The organism is Pseudomonas sp. VA159-2, assembly GCF_024126635.1.
Taxonomy (GTDB): domain Bacteria; phylum Pseudomonadota; class Gammaproteobacteria; order Pseudomonadales; family Pseudomonadaceae; genus Aquipseudomonas; species Aquipseudomonas muyukensis.
In genome coordinates, this window is record NZ_JAMYBV010000005.1 from 47,343 (window position 1) to 71,281 (window position 23,939).

Consider the following 23,939-nt stretch of genomic DNA (forward strand, 5'->3'; position numbering starts at 1 on the left):
CTGTGCGAAATTTGATACTTGTGGGGCCCATGGGCGCTGGAAAAAGCACCATCGGACGCCTGTTGGCCAAAGAGCTGCGCCTGCTGTTCAAGGATTCCGACAAGGAAATCGAACTGCGAACCGGCGCCAACATCCCGTGGATCTTCGACAAGGAAGGCGAGCCGGGCTTTCGTGATCGCGAGCAAGCGATGATCGCCGAGCTCTGCGCCCTCGATGGCGTGGTCCTGGCTACCGGTGGCGGCGCGGTGATGCGCGATGCCAACCGCGCCGCGCTGTATGCCGGCGGGCGGGTGATCTACCTGCATGCCTCGGTCGAGCAGCAGGTCGGGCGCACCTCGCGGGATCGCAACCGGCCGCTGCTGCGCACCGCCAACCCGGAGGCTACCCTGCGTGCCCTGCTGGAGACCCGGGACCCGCTCTACCGCGAGATCGCCGACCTGGTGGTGGAAACCGACGAACGGCCACCGCGCATGGTGGTGCTGGACATTCTCGAGCGCTTGCAGAAGTTGCCGCCCCGCTGAGCGGGGACTATGCTCGGCGACCAACGCCGGGACGGGGTTGAACGTCATCGCGCGGGGCTGCTCCGACGCCACCGCGCCTTAGTACATTGTGGGGATACATGCAGACACTAAAGGTCGACCTGGGCGAACGTAGCTACCCGATCTACATTGGCGAGGGCCTGCTGGACCAGCCCGAGCTGCTGGCGCCGCACATTGCCGGCCGACAGGTCGCCATCGTCTCCAACGAGACCGTCGCGCCCCTGTACCTCGAACGCCTGAGCAAGACCCTGGGTGCCTATTCGGTGCTGCCGGTGGTGTTGCCTGACGGTGAGGCCCACAAGAATTGGGAAACCCTGCAGCTGATTTTCGACGCGCTGCTCACCGCCCGGCACGATCGGCGCACCACCGTGGTCGCCCTCGGCGGCGGGGTGATCGGCGACATGGCCGGTTTCGCCGCCGCCTGCTACCAGCGCGGCGTCGATTTCATCCAGGTGCCGACTACCCTCTTGTCCCAGGTCGATTCCTCGGTGGGCGGCAAGACCGGCATCAACCACCCGCTGGGCAAGAACATGGTCGGCGCCTTCTACCAGCCCAACGCGGTACTGATCGACACCACCAGCCTGAAGACCCTGCCCGAACGCGAGCTGTCCGCCGGCCTTGCCGAAGTCATCAAGTACGGCCTGATCTGCGACGAGCCGTTCATGGCCTGGCTCGAAGACAACATGCAGGCGCTGCGGGCGCTGGAGCCGGTTGCGCTGACCGAGGCCATCCGCCGCTCCTGCGCGGCCAAGGCCGCCGTGGTGGGTGCCGATGAGCGCGAGTCGGGCGTGCGCGCCACGCTCAACCTTGGCCATACCTTTGGCCATGCCATCGAAACGCATATGGGCTATGGCGTCTGGCTGCACGGCGAAGCCGTGGCGGCGGGCACGGTCATGGCCCTGGAGATGTCCATGCGCCTGGGCTGGATCGACCAGTCGGCGCGGGACCGCGCCATTCGCCTGCTGCAGGACGCAGGATTGCCGGTGGTGCCACCACAGGAAATGACCCCGGCGCATTTCATGGAGCACATGGCGGTCGACAAGAAAGTGCTCGACGGGCGCCTGCGCCTGGTGCTGCTGCGCCAGCTGGGCGAGGCCGTCGTCACCGACGACTATCCGAAAGAGATTCTACAGGCCACGCTGGCGGCGGATTACCGCGCGATCGTGGCCCAGCTTTGAGGTTGTGACAACGCAATGAGCACTCTGCATGCCGATGAGGCGTTCCTCGAACATTACCAGCTGACCCACGATCCGTTCGCGCCGCGGGTGCCTGGCTTCAAGTTCTTCCCTGCCCAGCGCAAGCCGGTATTGGGCCAACTGCACCACCTGGCGCGCTACAGCCAGCTGATGCTGGCGGTTACCGGCCCCATGGGCAGCGGCAAGACCCTGCTGCGCCAGGCGCTGGTGGCCAGCACCAACAAGCAGTCGGTGCAAAGCGTGGTGGTGTCCGCCCGCGGTGCTGCGGACGCGGCCAGCGTGCTCGGCCAGGTGGCCCAGTCGCTGGGTGTGGCCCAGGCCGAAGTGCAGGCGATCCTCAAGCAGGTGGTGCAACTGGCCCTGACCGGCCAGGAAGTCTATCTGTTGGTGGACGACGCGGAACAACTCGACGAGTCGGCACTCCAAGCGTTGCTGGAGTTGGCGGCCGGCGTCGCCGAAGGGCGACCGCATGTGTTCCTGTTTGGCGAGCCGTCGTTGATCGCCGGGCTGGAAGAGCTCAATGCCGATGGCGAGCGTTTCCATGTCATCGAGCTGGCGCCCTATAGCGAGGAAGAAACCCGCGAGTACCTGGAGCAGCGCCTGGACGGCGCCGGCCGGGGCATCGAGGTGTTCACCCGCGAACAGATCGTCGACATCCACGAAAACTCCGACGGTTGGCCTGGCAACATCAACCAGGTTGCCCGCGATACCTTGATCGAAGCCATGATCGCCAGCCGCACCACGGCCAAGCGACCATCCATGGGGTTCAAAATGCCTAAGAAACACGTGCTCGCGTTGTCCGCTGTGGTCGTGGTCGCCGTTGGCGCGGCGGTCCTGATGCCCAAGAAGGGCGACAAGGCCCCGGCCGAGGCGCCCGCCGCCCAGGCCCAGCTGCCCTTGGGCCAGGGCGGCAATGGGGGTGCCCCCGCCATCGAGTTCTCCGGCTCCTCGCAGCCAATGCCGCTGCCGCTGGTGGGGCAGTCGCAACCGGTGATGCGCGAGCCGCTGGCCGAAGCCGCTGGCATGGGCGAGGGCGAGGAAGGTGGCCCGGCCGGCAATACCGCGTTGCAGCCTGCCGCGCCATCGGCGGCCGTGCCGCCGACCGTGACCACCATCGCACCGCCAGCCGGTGCCACCGCCAGCCCCGCGCCAACCCCGGCCCAGCCGGTGACAAGCGCTCCGGCACAGCCGGTTGCGCCAGTGGCGAAACCGGTTGCAACCCAGCCAGCCAAGCCGGTTGCGCCTGCCAAGCCGGCAGCGGCCCCGACCCAGGTCGCCAGTGCCAAGCCAGCAGCCAAGCCCGCCGACAAACCGGCTGCTGGTGGCGCCGGCAACAGCAGCTGGTATGCCGGCCAAAAACCCGGCAATTACGTGGTACAGATCTTCGGCACCAGCTCCGAGGCGTCGGCCCAGTCGTTCGTCAAGGCCCAGGGTGGCGACTATCGCTACTTCAAGAAAAACCTGCAGGGCAAGCCACTGTACGTGGTGACCTACGGCAACTTCGCCAGCCGCGACGCCGCGGCGGCGGCAATCAAGAACTTGCCAGCCAAGGTCCAGGCTGGTAAACCTTGGCCACGTACCGTCGGCAGCGTCCAACAAGAGCTGGCCACGGCCCGCTGAAACCTTCCGGGCGGCAGCACCCCGCCGCCCAGTTGCTGAGCGAATCCTGATTCACGTCTAGCCTGCTGCGCACCCCGCGCGGCAGGCTTTTCTGTCCCAGACTGCCGGCCAAAAGCCCTCCCTTGCAGTCCTGGCTGAAACGCTTCAGACTCAAGCCAAGTCGCTATCACGACGCAAGGCTAAAAACATTCAAAATTGCGACATAAGTTTTCAATGGTGAGACATGAAAATTTGTGGGCGTCGCTGTCGCTGTGCAACAATGGTTTTCCATGACCACCGCAAAAAAGCTGGCGTTTGATCGGCGTGGATGGTAAGTGGTTGTTAAAAAAGAGATTTGCCTCCGGTTGAGAGGTGAACCTGGTGAGAAAGTGTCTATGAAAACAGGTCTGTACCATCCCGAAGAATTCAAGGACAACTGTGGTTTCGGCCTGATCGCCCATATGACGGGGCAGCCGAGTCACCACCTTCTGCAAACCGCCATGCAGGCGCTGACCTGCATGACCCACCGCGGCGGCATCAACGCCGACGGCAAGACCGGCGACGGTTGCGGCTTGCTCATGCAGAAGCCCGATCAATTCCTGCGTGCCGTGGCCCAGGAGCACTTCGCTGTCGAGCTGCCCAGGCAGTACGCCGTCGGCATGGTGTTCTTCAACCAGGACCCGGTCAAAGCCCAAGCCGCCCGCGCCAACATGGACCGCGAAATCGTCGCTGCCGGCCTGAAGCTGGTCGGCTGGCGCAAGGTGCCGATCGACACCCGCGTGCTTGGCCGCCTGGCCTTGGAGCGCCTGCCGCAGATCGAACAGGTGTTCATCGGCGGTGAAGGCCTGAGCGACCAGGAATTCGCCATCAAGCTGTTCAGTGCCCGTCGCCGTTCGTCCGTGGCCAACGCCCATGACGCCGACCACTACATCTGCAGCTTTTCGCACAAGACCATCATCTACAAAGGCCTGATGATGCCGCGCGATCTCGCGGCGTTCTATCCGGACCTTGGCGACGAGCGCCTGCAGACCGCGATCTGCGTGTTCCACCAGCGTTTCTCCACCAATACCCTGCCGAAATGGCCGCTGGCGCAGCCGTTCCGCTTCCTCGCCCACAACGGCGAGATCAACACCATCACCGGCAACCGCAACTGGGCCATGGCCCGGCGTACCAAGTTCGCCAACGACCTGATCCCCGATCTGGAAGAGCTCGGCCCGCTGGTCAACCGCGTCGGTTCCGACTCCTCGAGCATGGACAACATGCTCGAGCTGATGGTTACCGGCGGCATCGACCTGTTCCGTGGCGTGCGCATGCTGGTGCCGCCAGCCTGGCAGAACGTCGAGACCATGGACGCCGACCTGCGCGCCTTCTACGAATACAACTCCATGCACATGGAACCGTGGGATGGCCCGGCCGGCATCGTCATGACCGAAGGTCGCCACGCGGTGTGCCTGCTCGACCGCAACGGCCTGCGTCCGGCGCGCTGGGTGACCACCACCAACGGCTACATCACCATCGCCTCGGAAATCGGCGTGTGGGGCTACCAGCCTGAGGACGTCTTGGCCAAGGGCCGGGTCGGCCCGGGGCAGATCCTTGCCGTGGACACCGAGACCGGCCAGATCCTCGACACCGACGCCATCGACAACCGCCTGAAATCGCGCCACCCGTACAAGCGCTGGCTGCGTCAGCACGCCACGCGCATCCAGGCGACCCTGAGCGACGACCAGGGCGTGGCCAGCTACGACGCCGACCAGCTCAAGCAATACATGAAGATGTTCCAGGTCACCTTCGAGGAGCGTGACCAGGTGCTGCGCCCGCTCGGCGAGCAGGGCCAGGAAGCGGTCGGCTCGATGGGCGACGACACGCCCATGGCCGTGCTGTCGCAGCGCGTGCGTTCGCCGTACGACTTCTTCCGCCAGCAGTTCGCCCAGGTGACCAACCCGCCGATCGACCCGCTGCGCGAAGCGATCGTCATGTCCCTGGAAATCTGCCTGGGCGCCGAGCGCAACATCTTCCAGGAATCCCCCGAGCACGCCTCGCGGGTGATCCTCAGTTCGCCGGTGATCTCGCCCGCCAAGTGGCGTTCGCTGATGAACCTGGAGCGCGAAGGCTTCGACCGCCAGCTGATCGACCTCAACTACGAGCAGGGCGTCGGCCTGGAAGCGGCCATCCGCAACATCGCCGACCAGGCCGAGGAGGCCGTGCGCGGCGGCAAGACCCAGCTGGTGCTGAGCGACCGCTACATCGCCCCGGGCAAGCTGCCGGTGCATGCTTCGCTGGCCGTCGGTGCGGTGCATCACCGCCTGACCGAGCAAGGCCTGCGTTGCGACAGCAACATTCTGGTCGAGACCGCCACCGCGCGCGACCCGCACCACTTTGCCGTGCTGCTGGGCTTCGGTGCCTCGGCCGTGTACCCGTACCTGGCCTATGAGGTGCTGGCCGACCTGATCCGCACCGGTGAAGTGCTGGGCGACCTGGACGAGGTCTTCAAGTACTACCGCAAGGGCATCTCCAAGGGCTTGCTGAAGATCCTGTCGAAGATGGGCATCTCCACTATTGCCTCGTACCGTGGCGCCCAACTGTTCGAAGCGATCGGCCTGTCCGAGGAAGTGGTTGGCCTGAGCTTCAAGGGCGTTTCCAGCCGCATCAAGGGCGCGCGCTTCGAAGACCTCGAAAGCGACCAGAAGCTGCTGGCAGCCGAAGCCTGGAGCGCGCGCAAGCCGATCCAGCAAGGTGGCTTGCTCAAGTTCGTCCATGGTGGCGAGTACCACGCCTACAACCCGGACGTGGTCAACACCCTGCAGGCCGCCGTGCAGCAGGGCGACTATGCCAAGTTCAAGGAATACACCACGCTGGTGGACCAGCGCCCGGTGTCGATGATTCGCGACCTGCTGAAAGTGAAAGTGGCTGACCAGGCCCTGGCACTGGATGAAGTCGAACCGCTGGAGGCCATCCTCAAGCGCTTCGACTCCGCCGGCATCTCCCTGGGCGCACTGTCGCCAGAGGCCCACGAAGCCCTGGCCGAGGCCATGAACCGCCTGGGCGCGCGCTCCAACTCCGGCGAGGGCGGCGAAGACCCGGCCCGCTACGGCACCCTCAAGAGCTCGAAGATCAAGCAGGTGGCCACCGGCCGCTTCGGCGTGACCCCGGAATACCTGGTCAACGCCGAAGTGCTGCAGATCAAGGTGGCCCAGGGCGCCAAGCCCGGCGAGGGCGGCCAGCTGCCGGGCGGCAAGGTCAACGGCCTGATCGCCAAGCTGCGCTATGCGGTACCGGGCGTGACCCTGATCTCGCCGCCACCGCACCACGACATCTACTCGATCGAAGACCTGGCCCAGCTGATCTACGACCTCAAGCAGGTCAATCCGCAGGCGCTGGTGTCGGTCAAGCTGGTGGCCGAGGCTGGTGTCGGCACCATTGCCGCTGGCGTGGCCAAGGCCTACGCCGACCTGATCACCATTTCCGGCTATGACGGTGGCACCGGTGCGTCGCCGCTGACCTCGATCAAATACGCGGGCGCCCCGTGGGAGCTGGGCCTGGCCGAAACCCACCAGACCCTGCGCGGCAACGACCTGCGCGGCAAGGTGCGGGTGCAGACCGACGGCGGCCTGAAGACCGGTCTGGACGTGATCAAGGCGGCGATCCTCGGTGCCGAGAGTTTCGGCTTCGGTACCGCGCCGATGATCGCCCTGGGCTGCAAGTACCTGCGCATCTGTCACCTGAACAACTGCGCCACCGGCGTGGCCACGCAGAACGACAAGCTGCGCAAGGACCACTACATCGGCACCGTCGACATGGTGATCAACTTCTTCACCTTCGTCGCCGAAGAAACCCGCGAATGGCTGGCCAGGCTGGGCGTGCGCAGCCTCGGCGAGCTGATCGGGCGTACCGACCTGCTCGACGTGCTGCCGGGTGACACCGAGCGCCAGCAGCACCTCGACCTGTCGCCGCTGCTGGGCAGCTCGCACATTCCGGCGGACAAGCCGCAGTTCTGCGAAGTCGACAGGAACCCGCCGTTCGACAAGGGCGAGCTGGCCGAGAAGATGGTCGAGATGGCCCTGCCGGCGATCCGTGACCTGGCCGGTGGCGAGTACGCCCTCGATATCTGCAACTGCGACCGCTCCATCGGGGCGCGCATCTCCGGCGAGATCGCCAAGCTGCACGGCAACCAGGGCATGGCCGCGGCGCCGATCACCTTCCGTTTCAAGGGCACCGCGGGGCAGAGCTTTGGCGTGTGGAACGCCGGTGGCCTGAACCTGCACCTTGAGGGCGATGCCAACGACTACGTCGGCAAGGGCATGACCGGTGGCAAGCTGACCATCGTGCCTCCTGCCGGCAGCCCGTTCGAAACCCAGCACAGCGCCATTGTCGGCAACACCTGCCTGTACGGGGCCACTGGCGGCAAGCTGTTCGCCGCCGGCACCGCGGGCGAGCGTTTCGCTGTGCGCAACTCCGGGGCCCACGCTGTGGTCGAGGGCACCGGCGATCACTGCTGTGAATACATGACCGGCGGCTTTGTCTGCGTCCTGGGCAAGACCGGTTACAACTTCGGTTCCGGCATGACCGGCGGTTTCGCCTACGTGCTCGACATGGACAACAGCTTCGTCGACAAACTCAACCATGAGCTGGTGGAAATCCAGCGTATCAGTGGTGAGGCGATGGAGGCCTACCGCAGCCACCTGGCGCGGGTCCTGGGCGAGTACGTGGAAGAAACCGGCAGCGAGTGGGGGCGTGAGCTCTGGGAGAACCTGGACGACTATGTACGGCGCTTCTGGCTGGTCAAGCCGAAGGCGGCCAACCTCAAGCAACTGCTGTCCAGCACCCGCGCCAACCCGCAGTAACAACAGCTGCAAGTGGCAGCCCCGTGCGCGGGGCCTGCCCGGCTCAAGTGATCGTCTTGCAGCTTGCGGCGAATGCCGGCAACTGCGGTAAAGAGGTTTTGAAAAATGGCTGAACGTCTGAACAACGACTTCCAGTTCATCGAAGTGGGCCGCAAGGACCCGAAGAAAAAATTGCTGCGCCAGCGCAAGAAGGAGTTCGTCGAGATCTACGAACCCTTCAAGCCGCAGCAGTCGGTCGAGCAGGCCCACCGCTGCCTGGGCTGCGGCAACCCATACTGCGAGTGGAAGTGCCCGGTGCACAACTTTATTCCCAACTGGCTGAAGCTGGTCGCCGAGGGCAACATCCTGGCGGCGGCGGAGCTGTCGCACCAGACCAACACCCTGCCGGAAGTGTGTGGCCGGGTGTGTCCGCAGGACCGCCTGTGCGAAGGTGCCTGCACCCTGAACGACGGCTTCGGCGCGGTGACCATCGGCTCGGTGGAGAAGTACATCACCGACACGGCCTTCGCCATGGGCTGGCGCCCGGACATGTCCAAGGTCAAGCCCACCGGCAAGCGTGTCGCCATCATCGGTGCCGGCCCTGCGGGCCTGGGCTGCGCCGACGTGCTGGTGCGTGCTGGCGTGACCCCGGTGGTGTTCGACAAGAACCCGGAGATCGGTGGCCTGCTGACCTTCGGTATCCCTGAGTTCAAGCTGGAAAAGACCGTGCTGAGCCATCGTCGCGAAGTCTTCACCGGCATGGGCATCGAGTTCCGCCTGAACACCGAGGTGGGCAGGGACATCAGCATGGAGCAGCTGCTGGCCGAGTACGATGCGGTGTTCATGGGCATGGGCACCTACACCTACATGAAGGGCGGCTTCCCTGGGGAAGACCTGCCGGGCGTGCACGACGCGCTGGACTTCCTGATCGCCAACGTCAACCGCAACCTGGGCTTTGAAAAGTCGCCGCAAGACTTCGTCGACATGCAGGGCAAGAAGGTCGTGGTGCTCGGCGGTGGCGACACCGCGATGGACTGCAACCGCACCTCGATCCGCCAGGGCGCCAAGTCGGTGACCTGCGCCTATCGCCGGGACGAAGCCAACATGCCGGGTTCGCGCAAAGAGGTGAAGAACGCCAAGGAAGAGGGGGTGAAGTTCCTCTACAACCGCCAGCCCATCGCCATCGTCGGCGAGGACAAGGTCGAGGGCGTGAAGGTGGTCGAGACCCGTCTTGGCGAGCCGGATGCCCGTGGCCGGCGCAGCCCGGAGCCCATCCCGGGTTCCGAGGAGATCCTGCCGGCCGATGCCGTGGTCATTGCCTTCGGCTTCCGCCCGAGCCCGGCGCCTTGGTTCGAGCAGCATGACATCCAGCTCGACAGCCAAGGCCGCGTGGTGGCGCCGGAAAAGGGCAAGTTCAAGCACCAGACCAGCAACCCGAAAGTGTTTGCTGGTGGTGATATGGTGCGGGGGTCGGACTTGGTGGTGACGGCTATTTTCGAGGGTCGCACGGCTGCCGAGGGAATCCTGGACTACCTCGAGGTCTGATCAACCGTTGGGGCTGCTTCGCAGCCCTTTCGCGACACAAGGCCGCTCCTACAGAGGTAACGCGATTCCCTGTAGGAGCGGCCTTGTGTCGCGAAAGGGCCGCAAAGCGGCCCCATGTCCTGTCAGGCTACATACTTTTTGTATACAAAACGCTTGATCCAAGACACCCAATAGACAAAACGAATGGCCATGGCCGTGCCTTTTGCGTCCGCGTCTGAGAAAATGCCCGCACTTTTTTTCCGGATGCCGACATGACTGCCCTGAAGAACGATCGTTTCCTGCGTGCACTGCTCAAGCAACCCGTAGACGTCACCCCGGTGTGGATGATGCGCCAGGCCGGCCGCTACCTGCCGGAGTACCGCGCCAGCCGGGCCAAGGCCGGCGACTTCATGAGCCTGTGCATGAACCCGCAGTTCGCCTGCGAGGTCACCCTGCAGCCGCTGGACCGCTACCCGCTGGACGCGGCGATCCTCTTCTCGGACATCCTCACCATCCCCGACGCCATGGGCCTGGGCCTGTACTTCGAGACCGGCGAAGGGCCACGCTTCAAGAAGGTCATCAGCACTCCGGCCGACATCGAGGCACTGCCGATCCCCGACCCGCAAAAAGACCTGGGCTACGTGATGGACGCGGTCAGCACCATTCGTCGCGAACTCAATGGCCGCGTGCCGTTGATCGGTTTCTCCGGCAGCCCCTGGACCCTGGCCACCTACATGGTCGAGGGCGGCTCGTCCAAGGATTTCCGCAAGACCAAGGCCATGGCCTATGACAACCCCCAGGCCCTGCACCTGTTGCTGGACAAGCTGGCCCAGTCGGTCACCAGCTACCTCAATGGCCAGATCCTGGCCGGTGCCCAGGCGGTGCAGATCTTCGACACCTGGGGCGGCAACCTGTCGGCGGCGGCCTACCAGGAGTTCTCGCTCAACTACATGCGCAAGATCGTCAGCGGCCTGATCCGCGAGCACGAAGGGCGCAAGGTGCCGGTGATCCTGTTCACCAAGAACGGCGGCCTGTGGCTGGAAAGCATCGCCGAGGCTGGCGCCGATGCGCTGGGCCTGGACTGGACCTGCGAAATCGGCGATGCCCGCCGCCGCGTGGGTGACAAGGTGGCTTTGCAAGGCAACATGGACCCGACCGTGCTGTACGCCAAGCCCGAGGCCATTCGCCAGGAAGTCGCGCGAATCCTCGCCAGCTATGGCAAGGGCACTGGCCATGTGTTCAACCTGGGCCACGGCATCACCCCGGAAGTCGACCCGGAACACGCGGGCGTGTTCATCAACGCCGTGCACGAGTTGTCGGCGCAGTACCACCAGTAATCGGTGTGCAACGCGAGAAGCCCGGCCAAGTGCCGGGCTTTTTGTTGTATTAAGTTTCAATTCAGCGATCATCGGTAATCTGGGACCATCAAAACGCAAACAGGACCCGATCACCATGAAAGCCCGTTACCTGCCCCTGATCCTCGCCCCGCTGTTCAGCACCGCTGCCCTGGCTGCCGGCTACACCGGCCCTGGCGCCCAAGCCGTGACCACCGTTGCCGCCGCCAAGGAAGCTGCCGATGACACCCCCGTGGTGCTGCAGGGTTACGTGACCAAGAAGATCAACAACGACGACAAGTACGAGTTCAAGGACAACACCGGCAGCATCACCGTTGAAATCGACGACGAAGACCTGCCGCCGACGCCGTTCAATGAAAAGACCAAGGTCAAGCTGACCGGCGAGGTGGAAAAGCACCTGATGAGCCGTGAGGTGGATGTGGATATCGTCGAGATCATCAACTGATCCGAGATTTTGCGGCTGCTGCGCAGCCCATCGCGACACAAGGCCGCTCCTACAGGGAAACGCGTACCCCTGTAGGAGCGGCCTTGTGTCGCGAAAGGGCCGCAAAGCGGCCCCAGCGATCAATTCTTCGGCGGTAACTTGCTCAAGTGCAGCGCCACCAGCAACGCCACCGCCAGCAGGCTGGCGATGAACAGGCCGATGCCGTTCCAGCCCCACTGGTGCCAGAACACCCCGCCCGCCGTTCCGGCGACACTCGACCCCGCGTAATAGCTGAACAGGTACAGCGACGACGCCTGCCCCTTGGCCTTCAGCGCCCGCCGCCCGATCCAGCTGCTGGCCACCGAGTGGGCGCCGAAGAAGCCGAAGGTGAACACCAGCATGCCGACGATGATCAGCGCCAGTGGGCTGGCCAGGGTCATCAGCAAACCGCCGAGCATCACCACGATACTGGCCCAGAACACCTTGCGCCGTCCCAGTTTGTCAGCCAGCGCGCCGACCTGCGCCGAGCTGTAGATCCCCGACAGGTACACCACCGACAACAGGCCGACCAAGGCCTGGTTCATGTGGTAAGGCCCGGCCAGCAGCCGGTAGCCGATGTAGTTGAACAGGGTGACGAAGGCGCCCATCAGCAGGAATGCTTCGAGAAACAGCCAAGGCAGCCCGGCGTCCTTGAAGTGCATGACGAAACCGTCCAGCAGGCTGCGCGGTTGCAATGGTTGTGGGCGGAAGTTGCGCGACTCGGGCAGGACTTTCCAGAACACCACGGCTGCCACCAGGGCCAGGCCGCCCATCACCAGCATCGCCGCATGCCAGCTGACGAAGTCGATCAGCACGCCGCTGATCAGTCGCCCGCTCATGCCGCCGATGGCATTGCCGCCGATGTACAGGCCCATGGCCAGGCCGATGTGCTGCGGGTGGATCTCTTCGCTCAGGTAGGTCATGGCCACTGCCGCCAGGCCGCTCAGCGACAGGCCCACCAGGGCGCGGGTGGCCAGCACCAGCTCCCAGCTTTGCATCACCGCGCTGGCCAGGGTCGACAATGCCGCGCACAGCAGGGCGAAGACCATCACCGGCTTGCGCCCGATGCGGTCGGAAATCGGGCCGGTGATCAACAAGCCGATGGCCAGCATGGCGGTGGACACCGACAGCACCAGGCTGCTTTGCGCGGCGTTGATGGCGAATTCCCGGGACAGCAGCGGCATCATCGGTTGCACGCAGTACAGCAGGGCGAAGGTGGCGAAGCCGCCGCTGAACAGCGCCAGCACGGTCTTGATGAAGGCGGGAGTGCCTTTTTCGATCCAGATATCGTTGGCCACGGGGCTGGGTTCAGGGGGCAGGGGGGCGACGGCGGATCTCACGGACGGATACCTCGGGCGCTGGGGCCAGGTGTTGCGGTGAAAAAAGCATATAGCTGGCTAATGATTAGATCCAATATATTGTTCGACCTGTTTAAGACGTTTTACGACTTGTTTGGAGTGGGCCATGGAACTGCGTCACCTGCGTTACTTCGTCGCGGTGGCCGAAGAGCTGCATTTCGGTCGCGCCGCCCAGCAACTGGGGATCTCCCAGCCGCCGCTGAGCCAGCAGATTCAGGCGTTGGAGCAGGAGCTTGGGGCGCGCCTGTTCGAGCGCACCAACCGTCGTGTAGCGCTCAGCGAAGCCGGCCGGCTATTTCTGGAAGAGGCCCGGCAGGTGCTGGCGCAAGTGGAAAAGGCCGCCGATGTGGCCCGCCGGGCGCAGCTGGGCGAGCTGGGCGAGATGAAGGTCGGCTTCACCTCCTCGGCACCCTTCACCTCGCGTATTCCCCAGGCCATCCATGCTTTTCGCCAGCGCTTCCCGGCGGTGCACCTGAACCTCAAGGAAATGAGCAGCCGCGAGGTGGTGGAGGCCGTATTCGACGAGTCCATCGAGGTTGGCCTGATGCGCCCAATGCCCTTGCCGGACGGTATCGTCTGTACCGAGTTGTTCCGCGAGCCCCTGGTGGCGGTGCTCAATGCCTCGCATCCGCTGGCGGCCGGCAGCGCCCAGGGGCTGTACATGCAGGCCCTGGCCCAGGAGCCCTTCGTGTTCTTCCCGCGCAGCTATGGCAGCGGCTTGCACGCCCAGTTGCTGAGCCTGGCGCGCAAGGCCGGCTTCACCCCGCATTTCGCCCAGGAGGCGGGCGAGGCGATGACCATCATCGGCCTGGTCTCGGCGGGGCTCGGGGTGTCGGTGCTGCCGGCGTCGTTCCAGCGCATGCGTATCGAGGGCGTGGTGTACCGCACCCTGTTGGACGACGAGGCGATGACCGCCGTCTGGCTGGTGCGTCGCGCGGCATCGGGCTCGGCCATGGCCAATGCCTTCGGCGCCCTGCTGGCTGGGCTGGAGCAGCCCGAAGGTGCTGGCTAAACCGCCGCGCTGGCCACATACTCGGGCATTCGTTGATACACGGAGGTCTCTCATGCGGCGCGTGGTGTTCAATCAGAAAGGTGGCGTGGGCAAGTCGAGCATCGCTTGCAACCTGGCGGCGGTCAGCGCCAACGAGGGCTACCGGACCCTGCTGATCGACCTGGATGCCCAGGCCAACTCGACCCAGTACCTGACCGGCCTGACCGGCGACGACATCCCCATGGGCATCGCCGACTTCTTCAAGCAGTCGCTGTCCAGCGGGCCCTTTGCCAAGAAGAACAAGGTCGATATCTACGAAACCCCCTTCGACAACCTGCACGTGGTCACTGCCACTCCCGAGCTGGCCGACCTGCAGCCCAAGCTCGAGGCCAAGCACAAGATCAACAAGCTGCGTAAGCTCCTCGACGAATTGGACGAGGACTACGAGCGGATCTACATCGACACCCCGCCGGCCCTTAATTTTTATGCGGTTTCCGCGTTGATCGCCGCCGATCGCGTGCTCATTCCCTTCGACTGCGACAGCTTCTCGCGTCAGGCCCTGTATGGCCTGCTGGCCGAGATCGACGAACTCAAGGAAGACCACAACGACGAACTGGTGGTCGAGGGCATCGTCGTCAACCAGTTCCAGTCACGTGCCAGCCTGCCCCAGCAAATGCTTGACGAGCTGCTGGCCGAAGGCCTGCCGGTGCTGCCGGTGTACCTGGGCAGCTCGGTGAAAATGCGCGAGTCGCACCATGCCAGCCTGCCGCTGATCCACCTGGAGCCACGGCACAAGCTGACCCAGCAGTTCGTCGAGCTGCATGACTTGCTGGAGCGCAGCGCTTAGATACCCTGGCCGCGCAGCCACTCCAGCAATGACTGGAGGGGAAAGGCACCGGCCTGGCGGGTCACTTCACGGCCGTTCTTGAACAGAATCAGGCTGGGGATCGAGCGAATGCCCAGTTGCCCGGCCAGGTTGCGGTTGGCTTCGCTGTCGAGCTTGGCCAGGCGGCAGCGGCCAGCGAGTTGCCGCGCGGCCTGCTCGAACACCGGGGCGAAGCTCTTGCACGGGCCGCACCAGTCGGCCCAGACATCCAGCAGCAAAGGCAGGTCGCCCTTGATCTGGGCGGCGTAGTTGCCTTCGCTCAGGTCGAAGGGGCGGGCCAGCAGCACATCCTGCTTGCAGCGGCCGCACTTGGGGCTGTCGCCCAGGCGTTCGGCGGGCAGGCGGTTGAGGCCGTTGCAGTGGGGGCAGGGGATTACCAGGGGTTCGGACATGTTGTTTCCTTGAGATTTTTGCGGCTGCTTTGCAGCCCATCGCGACACAAGGCCGCTCCCGCAAGGATACGCGGACTCCTGTGGGAGCGGCCTTGTGTCGCGATGGGCCGCAAAGCGGCCCCAGGATTCATGACGAGCAACTGATTTCCAGGTGCTTGCCCCATTCCGGTGGGCGCTCGGCATAGGCCTGCATCCCGGGCTGCTCTTCGAAGGGCTTGCTCAGTACCTGGTGCAACCGCCGCACTTCACTGTAGTCACCCGCTTCAGCCGCTTCGATGGCTTTCTGCGCCAGGTAGTTGCGCAGCACGTACAGCGGGTTCACCGCATGCATCCGCGCGCGTCGCCCGTCGGCATTGCCCGGCTCGCGCTGGCAGCGCGCCAGGTAGTCCGCGCCCCAGGCATCGAAGCCGGCCAGGTCGACGAAATCGTTGCGCACCACCTGCAGCGCGTCGGCCACCGGCTGCTCGCCCAGGCGGCGGAAGAACAGGCTGTAGTCCACGCCGCCGCTCTGCATGCGTTGCAACAGGCGTTCGACCAGCGCCATGTCGTCATCCTCGGCAGTGGTCAGGCCCAGCCGTCGGCGCATCAAGTCCAGGTAATGGGCCTGGTACAGCGGCAGGAACAGCCCCAGCGTCTCTTTGAGCGGCTCTACCTCGATTACCGTGGTCAATGCCTGGGCCAGCGCGCTGAGGTTCCAATGGGCGATGGGCACCTGGTTGGCGTAGCTGTAGCGGCCACGGTCGTCGGAGTGGTTGCAGATGAAGTTGGCGTCGAAGTCGTCGAGGAAGGCGTAGGGGCCGAAGTCGAAGGTGATGCCCAGGATCGACATGTTGTCGGTGTTCATCACCCCATGGCAGAAACCATAGGCCTGCCAGCGGGCGATCAGCTCGGCGTTGCGCTCGACGATGCTGCGGAACATGGCCAGGTAGGGCTGCTCGGCTGCCCGGCATTCGGGGTAGTGCTGTTCCAGCACATGGTCGATCAGCACGCGCTGTTGTTCTGGCTGCTGGGTGTAATAGAAATATTCGAAATGGCCGAAGCGTACGTGGCTCTGCGCCAGGCGCAGCAGCATCGCCGCGCTCTCGCGGGTTTCGCGCCATACCGGGGTACTCGAGCCGATCACGCACAGCGCGCGGCTGCTGGGGATGCCCAGGGCGTGCAGGGCCTCGGAGGCGAGGAACTCGCGGATCGACGAGCGCAGCACGGCGCGGCCATCGCCCATGCGCGAGTAAGGGGTCTGGCCGGCGCCCTTGAGGTGCAGGTCCCAGTGCTGGCCGGCGTCGTTGCGCACTTCGCCCAGCAGCAGGCCGCGGCCATCGCCCAGGCGCGGGTTGTAGGCGCCGAACTGGTGCCCGGAGTAGACCATCGCCCGCGGGTCGGCGTGTTCCCAGAGCTTGTGGCCGCTGAACAGCTCGGCGAACACGGCTTGCTCGGCCTCGGCCGGGTCGAGGTCGAGCAGGGCCATGGCCGAGGCGCTGGCCACCACCAGGCGCGGGTCGGCGATCGGCTCGGGCAGCACCTGGGTGGAGAAGGCATCGCCCAGGCGAGCGAAGCGGTTGTCGAAGACGAGTTGGTCGAGGGACTTCACGGGGCCTGCTCCTGGGTGGCGGTGCCATGGGGCCGCTTTGCGGCCCTTCGTCGGCAAGCCGGCTCCTGCAGGTGGGCGGTGCAGGAGCCGGCTTGCCGGCTAACGAGGGCAAAGCCCTCGCAGCGAATGTGCACAGGATAAAGTATTCGAGCGTTCTCAGGCCGACGCCGTGCCATCCGGCTTCGACTGCTCCATCGGGATCAGCTGCTGCTTGCCGCCCTTCTGGTCCATCAGGAACACCTCCACCTGGCGCACCGAGATCTTGATGTTGTGCGCCTTGAACTCGCGGTTGATATAGCGGTTCAGTTCGTCCAGGGTCGGGTTGCGGTCGCCCAGGTCGCGCACGTGCATGCGCAGCTCGTGGTCCAGCGAGCTTTCGCCGAAGTTGAGGAAGTACACCAGCGGCTCCGGGTCCTTGAGCACCCGCGGGTTCTCGTGGGCGCCCTTGAGCAGCAGGTCGCGTACCAGGTCAAGGTCCGAACCGTAGTCGATGCCCAGCTTCAGCGTCACCCGGGTGACCGTGTCGGTCAGCGACCAGTTGATCAACTGGCCGGTGATGAAGGTCTTGTTGGGGACGATGATGTCCTTGCGGTCGAAGTCGGTGATGGTGGTGGCGCGGATGCGGATACGGCTGACCGTGCCGGACAGGTTGCCGATGGTGATGGTGTCGCCGATGCGCACCGGGCGTTCGAACAGGATCATGATGCCGGAGATGAAGTTGGCGAAGATCTCCTGCATGCCGAAGCCCAGGCCCAGGGACAGGGCCGCCACCAGCCACTGCAGCTTGTCCCAGCTGACCCCGAGGGTGGCCAGGGTGCTGACGATACCGACGCCGGCGATGACATAGGACAGTAGCGTGGTGATGGCATAGGCGCTGCCCTGGGCAAGGTTCAGGCGCGACAGCACCAGCACCTCGAGCAGGCCGGGCAGGTTGCTGGCCAGGGCCACGGCGATGCCGGCGATGACCATGGCGCCGAGCAGGTCGCCGAGACTGATCGGCACCATGCTGGCGGCCGCGCCGGTGCCGCTGCTGTATTCGTACAGGGTGATGTTGTTGAGGTAGGCGAACACGCTGATCAGGTCCGCCCAGACCCAGTACAGGCCACCGATGAAGCCGCCGAGCAGGGCCAGGCGAATCAGGCGCAGCGACTGCTGGTTGACCTGCTCGATGTCCAGGGTCGGCTCCTCGACCACCACTTCGCCGTCCAGGCCCTCCTTGGCCGCCTGGCGCTTGCTCAGGGCGCGCTGGTAGGCCAGGCGCCGCGCTGCCACTGACAGGCCGCGGACGAACGCGGCCTCGATCACCAGCCAGAACAGCAGCAGGTACAGGGTGTAGATCAAGCGGTCGGTGAGCTTGAGGGCGGTGTAGTAGTAGCCGAAGCACACCGCCACGAACAGGGCGATGGGCAGCGCGGTGAAGGCCACCCCCACCGCCTTGCGGAACAGCGAGGTGTTGCGGTGCGCCGGGCTGCTCAGCAGTAGGCGGCTGAGCAGCCAGGCCATCAGCGCGTAGCAGGTCAGCACCACGCCGATGCCCAGTACGTCGTCGGCCAGCGCCGACGGCTGGTGCTCGGCCACCGCCACCACGCCGACCAGGGCCAGCACCACGGTACCCAGGCGGCGTACCCAGCCACGCAGGAACTCGACCTGCGGCTTGTGCCAGCGGAAGTGGATCTCGGCTACCCCACCGGGGGCGAGGATGCGGTAGGCGGTGTAGAACACCAGCCAGGCCTGGGCGAGCTGCCACAGCGCGGCGCCGAGGTTGGCGTTCTGCCCGCGGGCATCGAGTTGCAGGGCGTAGCTGCCCAGGGTCAGGGCCAGGGCCACCGGCAAGGCCAGGAGGATGTTGATCAGGATCGCCTGGGGGGTGTGCCACTGGCTGTCGCGCTTGAAATGGCCGATGTCCTGGTGGACCTTGCCCAGGCGCCGGTACAGCGCCTTGCGCCGCCACAGCAGGGCGCCGATCACCAGGATCAGCGGCAGGAACAGCAGCGGCTGCTGCACCAGGCCGTCGCCCAGTTCCTTCACGCCGGCGCCCCAGGGCAGGCTGGCCACCTGGTAGGTCAGGCGCTGGGGTACGTCGCGCAGCCATTGCCAGTCCAGCGGCTTGTTGCTGGGGATCCAGAACATCTGTTCTTCGAGGGTGGTACGCAGGTTCTGCGCGGTGCTCAGCAGCTGCTTCTGGTTCAGTTGCAGGGTGATGCTTTCATTGAGCAGCGCCGACAGCTCGCGGTTCAGCCGCTCCAGCAGGTCGCTGCGGGTGATTGCCACCTCCAGCAGGGCCTTGCGCAGCTGGGGGGTGATGTCTTCCTGGGGTTGGTTGGCCAGCAGCTTGTCCACATAGCTGGACGGGCTGCTCATCAGCTCGCGTTCCTGGTTGATCTCGAACTGGTAGAGGCGGATATCGGCAATCTGGTCGGCCAGGTCGCGGTCGACCTTCAGGTGCGGCAGGGCTTGCTTTTGCTTGTAGAGGATCTTCGACAGCAGCAGGCTGCCCTTGAGCACGCTGATCTGTTCGTCCAGGGCCTGGTCGGCCTGGGTCAGGCTGTCGAGCTGCTGCTTGGCGCGCAGATTCTGCTGGGTGACTTCGTTGAGCCGGTCGGTTCCGCGCAGCAGGTAGTCCGACAACTGCAGGTTCTCGGCGCTCTCGGCGGCCAGCAGGTTGCTGCCACCGGCTTTTTGCGCCTCGATCGATTGCTGGGTGACGGTCTGCTGCGACTGGGCCAGGCGCTTCTGGTTGATTAGCGTCTGCAGGTCCTGGATCTCCTGTTCCAGGCGCGCGGCGCGCTCGAGCAGCAGGTCGTGGCGGGCGTTGCCCAGGTCTTGCAGCAGGCTGTTGCCGGCCAGCTCCTGGCGGCGCAGCAGGGTCAGGGCGTTGAGCGAGGCCAGCTCGGCGTTGAGCTGGTTGCGCTGGTCGGCGTTGAGCGGCTTGCCGTTGTCCTTGCCGCTCTTGAGGCTGTTGTTGATCTGTTGCGCGCGTACCTGGTTGTTGCTGATCTCGGCCTGGGCGCGCTCGGGGCGGGTCTGCGAATTGATGATCAGGCTGTTGGCTTCGGACAGCGCCTTTTGCAGGTCGCTCTGCTGGGTGCTGCGCTCGCTGAGCATCTGCTCGAGCTGCGGCACCGTGAGGCTGGCGTAGCGCTGGGCCACCGGCAGCGGGCTGGTGGCCTTGAGCTTGATCAGCTCGCGCTGGCTGTCGCGGGTTTCCTGGGGCGCGGTGGCCAGCTGCTGCTTGAGCGCGGCGAGTTTCTTCTCGCTGTCGTCGCGCGCGGCCAGCAGGGCCAGGGTCTGCTCCAGCACCTGCTGCACGGCCTTCTGCTCGGGCTCGGGCAGCTTGCGCTCGGTGATCTTGCTCAGGCTGCCCTGGATGCCCGGAGTGGTCGGGATTTCCGCCATGGCGGTGAGCGGGAGGGTCAGGCACAGCCCCAGCAGGGCTGTGCGGCAGTACGCACGCAGGGACATAGGCAACATTCTTGGATTACGAGGCAAATCGGAGTTTAGAGGAACAACCCAGGGCCGGGTCGAGTACCTTCGGGGAATCTGACGCCCACTTTCTGGATCTTGTTCCCGTCCATGACCGCGACGGTCCAGATCGTGCCATGCCATTCGATCTGGTCGCCTACTACTGGCGCGCCTCCGACCTTCTGTCGGATGAACTGCGCCAGCGGCATTTTCGCGTCCAGGCCATCGAGTTTCAGGCCATACAGTGCGGCCACCGCGCCCAGTTCGGCGTCGCCCTCGAGCACGAAGTCGCCGAAAAAGCGCAGGTCCAGGCCGCGCTGCGGCGCCTGGCTGAACAGCTTGCCCAGGGCCGGCAGGTTGTGTTCGTGGCCGATCACGCAGAGCATGTCGCCGACTTCCAGCACGGTGCTGCCCGAGGGGTGCAGCAGTTGCTCGGCGCGAAACAGCGCGGCGATGCGCGTGCCTTCGGGCATCTTCAGTTCGCGCAGGGCGGCGCCGATGCACCATTTTTCCGCGCCCAGGCGGTAGACGAACAGCTCCCACTCGCTGGTGACATGCACCTCCAGCGCCGAGCGGGAGATGGGCGCCGGGTCTGGCGGCACGGTGACTTTCAGCAGCTTGGCCATCCACGGCAGGCTGGTGCCCTGCACCAGCAGCGACACCAGCACGATGAAGAACGCCAGGTTGAAGAACAGCTGCGCATCCGGCAGGCCGGCCATCAGCGGAAACACCGCGAGGATGATCGGCACCGCGCCGCGCAGGCCGACCCAGCTGATGAAGCCCTTCTCGCGACCATGGAAGGCCTTGAACGGCAACAGCGCGGCGACCACCGACAGTGGCCGGGCGAACAGGATCATCCACAGCGCCAGGCCCAGCGCTGGCAGGGCGATGGGCAGCAGGTCGTGGGGGGTGACCAGCAGGCCGAGTACCAGGAACATGCCGATCTGCGCCAGCCAGGCCATGCCGTCGAGCATGTGCAGGATGCCGTGGCGGCTGCGGATCGGCTTGTTGCCCAGCACCAGGCCGCACAGGTAGACGGCGAGGAAACCGCTACCGTGCAGGGCGTTGGTCAGCGAGAACACCACCAGGCCGCCGGCCACCACCAGGATCGGGTACAGGCCGCCGGCCAGGTTGATGCGATTGACCAGTTGCAGCATCAGCCAGCCGCCGCCCAGGCCCAGCAGGCCGCCGATGCCGAATTCGCGCAGCAGATGGGTCAGCAGGCTCCAGTGCAGGCCGGTCTGGCCGCTGGCGATCATGTCGATCAGGGTAACGGTGAGGAACACCGCCATCGGGTCGTTGCTGCCCGACTCGATTTCCAGGGTGGCGGTGACCCGCTCGTTCAGGCCCTTGCCGCCGAGCAGCGAGAACACCGCCGCGGCGTCGGTGGAGCCGACGATGGCGCCGATCAGCAGGCCCTGGATCAGGCTCAGGTCGAACAGCCAGGCGGCGACCATGCCGGTCAGCCCGGTGGTGATCAGCACGCCGACGGTGGCCAGTGACAATGCCGGCCATAGCGCCACGCGAAAGCTCGCCACCCGCGTGCGCAGGCCGCCGTCGAGCAGGATTACCGCCAGGGCCAGGTTGCCCACCAGGTAGGCGGTCGGGTAGTTGTTGAAGATGATGCCGCCACCGTCCACGCCCGCGACCATGCCGACGGCGAGGATGATGACCAGAATGGGGATGCCCAGGCGCGACGACAGCGAGCTGACCAGGATACTGGCCCCGACCAGCAACGCGCCGATCAGGAACAGACTGTTGATGGTGCTCGCATCCAAAGGCGGTACTCCGGGACAGCGCAGAGAAAAGGGACCTGCTGGGTGAACTAGCAGGTCGCGTGCCAATCGATTCTAACCTGATGAATTGGCAGGCTGTAAAGCGTTTCTGCAGATGTAGAAAAGGCACCTCGAAGGGTGCCTTTCCAGGTGTCGCCAGGGAGGGCCTCATTGCCAGCAAGCCGGCTCCTACGGGATGACCGCAGGCCGTGAAACCTGCGCCGTCCCTGTAGCGATGGGGCTGGAGCAGGATTACGCCTGCTTCACTTCCCGCATCGGCTTGCCCTTCACCGGGGCATCGCCCGCCACGTAGTACTTGGCGGTGCTGCGCGGCAGTGGCTTGCGGCCACGGATCTTGTCCGAGATTTTCTCGGCGATCATGATCGTGGTGGCGTTGAGGTTGCCGGTGATGATCAGCGGCATGATCGAGGCGTCGACCACGCGCAGACCCTGCATGCCATGCACGCGGCCTTCGCCATCGACCACGGCCATGTCGTCGGTGCCCATCTTGCACGAGCAGGACGGGTGGAAGGCGGTTTCGGCGTGCTCGCGGATGAACTTGTCCAGCTCTTCATCGGTTTGCACGTGGGCGCCCGGGCTGATCTCGCGGCCGCGGTACGGGTCCAGCGCCGGCTGGGCCATGATTTCGCGGGTCAGGCGGATGCCGTCGCGGAATTCCTGCCAGTCCTGCTCGGTGGACATGTAGTTGAACAGGATGCTCGGGTGCTGGCGCGGGTCTTTCGACTTGGCCTGGATGCGACCACGGGCCGGCGAGCGCATCGAGCCCATGTGCGCCTGGAAGCCGTGCTCCTTCACACCGTTCGAGCCGTTGTAGTTGATGGCCACCGGCAGGAAGTGGTACTGGATGTTCGGCCATTTGAACTCAGGGCGAGTACGGATGAAACCACCGGCCTCGAACTGGTTGCTGGCGCCGATGCCGGTGCCGTTGAACAGCCACTCGGCACCGATTTTCGGCTGGTTCCACCACAGCAGCGACGGGTACAGCGACACGGGCTGGGTGCAGGCGTACTGCAGGTACAGCTCGAGGTGGTCCTGCAGGTTCTCGCCGACGCCCGGCAGGTCGTGGACCACTGGAATGTCGAGGCTTTCGAGCAGGGCGCGCGGGCCGACGCCGGAGCGCTGCAGCAGTTGCGGCGAAGCGATGGCGCCGGAACTGACGATGACTTCCTTGCGCGCGCGGGCTTCGACGCGTTCTTCGCTGTCACCGACCAGGTAGGTCACGCCGACGGCGCGCTTGCCGTCGAACAACACGCGGTCAGTCAGGGCGTGAGTGACGATGGTCAGGTTCGGGCGCTTCTTGGCCTGGTCCAGGTAGCCGCGAGCGGTGCTCGAGCGACGGCCATTCTTGGTCACCGAACGGTCCATCGGGCCGAAGCCTTCCTGCTGGTAGCCGTTGAGGTCCTCGGTGCGCGGGTAACCGGCCTGCACGCCGGCCTCGACCATGGCGTGGAACAGCGGGTTGTTGCCGGCCTTGGGCGTGGCCACGCTGACCGGGCCTTCGCCGCCGTGGTAGTCGTTCGGACCGATATCGCGGGTTTCGGCCTTGCGGAAGTACGGCAGGCAGTCCAGGTAGGTCCAGTCCTCGAGGCCTGGCAGTTCAGCCCAGCCGTCGAAGTCCATGGCGTTGCCGCGGATGTAGCACATACCGTTGATCAGCGAGGAGCCACCCAGGCCCTTGCCGCGACCGCATTCCATGCGGCGGCCGTCCATGTGCGGCTCCGGGTCGGTCTCGTAGGCCCAGTTGTAGCGACGACCCTGCAGCGGGAAGGCCAGGGCGGCCGGCATCTGGGTGCGGAAGTCGAAGCGGTAGTCGGGGCCGCCGGCTTCCAGCAGCAGGACGGTGACGCTGGCGTCTTCGGTCAGGCGGGTGGCCAGGGTGTTACCGGCCGAACCGGCACCGACGATGATGTAGTCGAATTCTTGGGACATTGAAGTACCCTCGTTGGCAGTTGTCAGGGAGCGAAAGCGCC

At 65.1% G+C, this 23,939-nt stretch carries 15 protein-coding genes; 9 read left to right on the top strand and 6 right to left on the bottom strand.

Annotated features, from left to right (window positions below; genetic code table 11):
- Positions 1-2 precede the first annotated feature (2 nt).
- From aroK to NJG22_RS06625, 7 genes are all read left to right on the top strand, one after another.
- Positions 3-521 carry a shikimate kinase AroK gene (aroK, locus tag NJG22_RS06595; RefSeq protein ID WP_134691356.1) on the top strand — a complete coding sequence of 173 codons (519 nt, stop codon included), beginning with the start codon at positions 3-5 and terminating at the stop codon, positions 519-521.
- Positions 522-619: 98 nt separating this feature from the next.
- Positions 620-1,717 carry a 3-dehydroquinate synthase gene (gene aroB / locus NJG22_RS06600; protein ID WP_253093308.1) on the top strand — a complete coding sequence of 366 codons (1,098 nt, stop codon included), beginning with the start codon at positions 620-622 and terminating at the stop codon, positions 1,715-1,717.
- A 15-nt stretch (positions 1,718-1,732) separates the two neighbouring features.
- Positions 1,733-3,355, top strand: coding sequence for an AAA family ATPase (locus NJG22_RS06605; protein ID WP_253093309.1), 1,623 nt, complete (start codon positions 1,733-1,735; stop codon positions 3,353-3,355).
- Between the two features lie 374 nt (positions 3,356-3,729).
- Positions 3,730-8,175 carry a glutamate synthase large subunit gene (gene gltB, locus NJG22_RS06610; RefSeq protein WP_253093310.1) on the top strand — a complete coding sequence of 1,482 codons (4,446 nt, stop codon included), beginning with the start codon at positions 3,730-3,732 and terminating at the stop codon, positions 8,173-8,175.
- Between the two features lie 105 nt (positions 8,176-8,280).
- Positions 8,281-9,699 carry an FAD-dependent oxidoreductase gene (locus NJG22_RS06615; protein ID WP_253093311.1) on the top strand — a complete coding sequence of 473 codons (1,419 nt, stop codon included), beginning with the start codon at positions 8,281-8,283 and terminating at the stop codon, positions 9,697-9,699.
- A 251-nt stretch (positions 9,700-9,950) separates the two neighbouring features.
- Positions 9,951-11,015: a uroporphyrinogen decarboxylase gene (hemE, locus tag NJG22_RS06620; protein WP_253093312.1), complete on the top strand. Its 1,065-nt coding sequence runs from the start codon at positions 9,951-9,953 to the stop codon at positions 11,013-11,015.
- Positions 11,016-11,130: 115 nt separating this feature from the next.
- Positions 11,131-11,478, top strand: a complete 348-nt coding sequence (locus NJG22_RS06625; protein ID WP_134691363.1) for a NirD/YgiW/YdeI family stress tolerance protein — start codon at positions 11,131-11,133, stop codon at positions 11,476-11,478.
- 119 nt (positions 11,479-11,597) lie between these two features.
- Here NJG22_RS06625 and NJG22_RS06630 read toward each other — a convergent pair whose 3' ends face one another.
- Positions 11,598-12,836 carry an MFS transporter gene (locus NJG22_RS06630; RefSeq protein WP_253093313.1) on the bottom strand — a complete coding sequence of 413 codons (1,239 nt, stop codon included), beginning with the start codon at positions 12,834-12,836 and terminating at the stop codon, positions 11,598-11,600.
- A 124-nt stretch (positions 12,837-12,960) separates the two neighbouring features.
- Between NJG22_RS06630 and NJG22_RS06635 the strand changes: the two genes are divergently transcribed.
- Positions 12,961-13,866, top strand: coding sequence for a LysR family transcriptional regulator (locus NJG22_RS06635; protein WP_217852076.1), 906 nt, complete (start codon positions 12,961-12,963; stop codon positions 13,864-13,866).
- A gap of 52 nt (positions 13,867-13,918) precedes the next feature.
- Complete coding sequence (locus tag NJG22_RS06640; RefSeq protein WP_134691366.1) at positions 13,919-14,692, top strand: ParA family protein; 774 nt, start codon at positions 13,919-13,921, stop codon at positions 14,690-14,692.
- On the opposite strand, the gene trxC is transcribed toward NJG22_RS06640, so the two are convergent.
- From trxC to betA, 5 genes are all read right to left on the bottom strand, one after another.
- Positions 14,689-15,123 (bottom strand): thioredoxin TrxC, encoded by a 435-nt coding sequence (gene trxC, locus NJG22_RS06645; protein WP_253093314.1) that lies wholly within the window; start codon positions 15,121-15,123, stop codon positions 14,689-14,691. The two genes, NJG22_RS06640 and trxC, sit on opposite strands and share 4 nt — an antisense overlap.
- Before the next feature lie 127 nt (positions 15,124-15,250).
- A complete protein-coding gene (gene selO / locus NJG22_RS06650; RefSeq protein WP_253093315.1) occupies positions 15,251-16,711 on the bottom strand; it encodes a protein adenylyltransferase SelO in 1,461 nt (486 codons plus the stop codon).
- Between the two features lie 156 nt (positions 16,712-16,867).
- A complete protein-coding gene (gene mscK, locus NJG22_RS06655; protein ID WP_253093316.1) occupies positions 16,868-20,173 on the bottom strand; it encodes a mechanosensitive channel MscK in 3,306 nt (1,101 codons plus the stop codon).
- A 35-nt stretch (positions 20,174-20,208) separates the two neighbouring features.
- Positions 20,209-21,951, bottom strand: coding sequence for a potassium/proton antiporter (locus NJG22_RS06660; RefSeq protein WP_253093317.1), 1,743 nt, complete (start codon positions 21,949-21,951; stop codon positions 20,209-20,211).
- A 249-nt stretch (positions 21,952-22,200) separates the two neighbouring features.
- A complete protein-coding gene (gene betA, locus NJG22_RS06665; RefSeq protein ID WP_253093318.1) occupies positions 22,201-23,898 on the bottom strand; it encodes a choline dehydrogenase in 1,698 nt (565 codons plus the stop codon).
- Positions 23,899-23,939 lie beyond the last annotated feature (41 nt).